The 2,647-nt window shown below is 62.0% G+C and carries 2 protein-coding genes; one reads left to right on the plus strand and one right to left on the minus strand.

Annotated elements, in window-relative coordinates:
* Nucleotides 1-1,452, plus strand: a 1,452-nt coding sequence (locus FJY68_14120) for a hypothetical protein (protein MBM3332958.1), incomplete at its 5' end; no start/stop codon positions are given.
* A gap of 900 nt (nucleotides 1,453-2,352) precedes the next feature.
* Here FJY68_14120 and FJY68_14125 read toward each other — a convergent pair.
* Nucleotides 2,353-2,647 (minus strand): integration host factor subunit beta (locus tag FJY68_14125; protein MBM3332959.1); only part of this gene is annotated, 295 nt, incomplete at its 5' end.

Genomic DNA, 2,647 nt, shown 5'->3' on the forward strand with positions numbered 1-2,647 from the left:
CCTCTGGCGGTTTCCAACTATGACGTTTGCCTCCTGCGCGACAACTACGATCTGAGCGGCGGAGACACGTTCGGGCTCTACATCATCGGCGGACGCATCGACGCCGCCCCGAACTACATCGACTCTATCCAGGTCTACTACCCAATCAGCGACACGGCCGTGGTCATGCATACTGACGCGTTCCCGGGTCGCGCCGGCGATTCCATCACCGTTGCCCACTCATCCATCGTCTACAACAACATTGCCTACAGCATGGGCGGATTCAGCCAGGCCACGGGCGTCACTTCCGCTCAGGTCTGGTCGTTCAACCCGCTGGCGACGGCCGATACACGCTGGTCGCGACTGAAGGACATGCCGTTGGCCCGCGCCTACCCGATTGTCGCAGTTGTCGACTCCTTCCTCTATGCGCTCGGCGGCGATACCTGGTCCAGTTCTTTGCTCTATCCGCGCGCCGAGTGTCAGAGGCTCAACCTGAACGACACAGCTTCCGGCTGGGAGTATGTCGCCAGGATGCCCGATTCGAACTCGCAGGTACGGGCCTTCGGGTTCGACTCCGACAAACCGGGCGACTTCGCGGGTGACATCATCGTCGCCGACCGCGGCGTCTGGCCCTACGAGTCAACGGACTGCTACATCTACCACACGGCGACCGATACGTGGGACACGTTCCCGCGCCTCGGCCAAGCCCGTCGCAACCACGCCGGCGTGTTCATTCCGGACGAGGCGGAAGGAGGCACCGGCGTACCCGGCATCTGGGTTTTCGGCGGCCGCCAACTCCAGGACACGCTCTGCCTGCAGGTCAGCGAGTACTACGCCATCGACATCCCCAGCCACGACGTGGGGGTGACCCAGATACTCGCGCCCCGGGACACGGTTGATTCCGGCGCAACAGTCACACCGCAGGCCGTGATTCGCAACTCAGGTTCCTCGGGAGAGACGTTTGACGTCCGGTTCGCCATCGGCGCCGACTATGCTGATACAGTGACGCTCACCCTCTCGCCTGGCTCGACCGACACGGTGGGCTTTGAGGACTGGGGCGCCTTGGAGCTCGGCACGTTCGCGGTGACCTGCTCCACAATGCTCGCAAGCGACACCAACCCAGCCAACGACGCAGTTCACGACTCCGTCTACGTCAGCCCTTTCACCGGCGTCGCCGAACAGCGCGGACTGCCCGGAGTCTTCTCGCTGGGCAGAGTCGCGCCCAGCCCGTCCAGGGGTAGGGTTGTTGTCCGTTTCGGAGTCCCACGCCTGACTCCGGCGACCGTGAGAGTTTACTCCGCAGCCGGGACGGTGGTGCGAACCATTTGCAGTTCTTCGTTGGCCCCGGGCTACTACTCTCTTGACTGGAACGGCCGCGACGCGGCCGGCCGCCCGGCCGGAGCCGGAGTCTACCTGGTACGGCTCGAGGCCGAGGGTTTCGCCGCCACGCGCAAACTCGTGCTGCAGAGGTAGAGCAAGACATGTCCTCACGCCACCGGCCGCAGGCCTGCTGGATGCGGCTGGGCGGAAGGTGATGGAACTCTATCCGGGTGCGAATGTTGCGCGGGCGCTGGCGCCGGGCGTGTACTTTCTGAAGGAGGGAGGAGAGAGGAGTGAGGAGGGATGAGGGAGGAGCCGGAATCCGCAAGGTCGTGATCACGCGGTAGCGACCGGCGATAGCAGAAGAGCGCATTCCATCGCTTCGTCCGCACCGCCCTGATGGTTGCACTTTCCGACTCCATACGCGTTCTTGCCTGCAACAAGGCAGTTTTCAGGTACTTGCGTGACGGCCGGGCGAAATATCTACCTATCAATAGTCGGTTAGAGAATCTACCTCTCGTCTAAGTGGTGATTCCGGGCATCAACATGTAGACCGTTCCCAAGACGGTTCGGAGGGTGGTTCTCAGAGCCTCATAGGATGCGGTTCAGACCCGGGCTTCCAATGGAAATCCTCGCGCGATGTCCGCCGGGGATTGGACTGAGACTCAGTGCAGCATGGCTGCCGTGAACCCGACCGGGGTCTCGATCTCGATATCCGGAGGCAACGTCCGGGTCATTCCGAAGAGCACACGTGGGGTGATCTGCAGAGGCACGCGCATCGCGATTCGGAGCGCGGTTCGTATCGCGACTTGCAGAAGCGGTTCCGGGAGACCGACCAGGGGCGCGGTCGAATGAAAGCGCCGGGACGCGTGGGGCGTCCCGGCCGAATCAACTCAGGGTCAGGCGCTTCGCACAGGAGGACAGGTTGATCCCGTCCCGAAGAGAGGCGTCTGCGGGCTAGCGCAGCTTCTTCTTGTGGCGCATCGCCTTGATGCGCTTCTTGTACTTGTGGCGCCGTATCTTAGACAGCTTGCGCTTTCGACCACAAGGCATCTATAGGCCTCCCTTCATGAGACTTGCTTTCAGAAGCCGCGAGGCTTTGAACACCGGCACGCGGCGGGGCGGGATGTTCACCGGTTCCTTGGTCTTCGGATTGCGCGCGATCTTGGGCTTGCGCAATTTGGTGGACAAGACACCGAAGCCTCGGATTTCGATGCGGTTCCCTTCCAACAGCATCTTGCACATCTCGTCGAGGAACATCTGCACGAGTTTGCCGACGTCTCGTTTGGTTATACTGGGGTGAACCTGGCGGGAGATAGTCTCGACCAGATCGGCTTTGGTTACTGTC

Source organism: candidate division WOR-3 bacterium, assembly GCA_016867815.1.
Lineage (GTDB): Bacteria > Hydrothermota > Tepidihabitantia > Tepidihabitantales > Tepidihabitantaceae > UBA2258.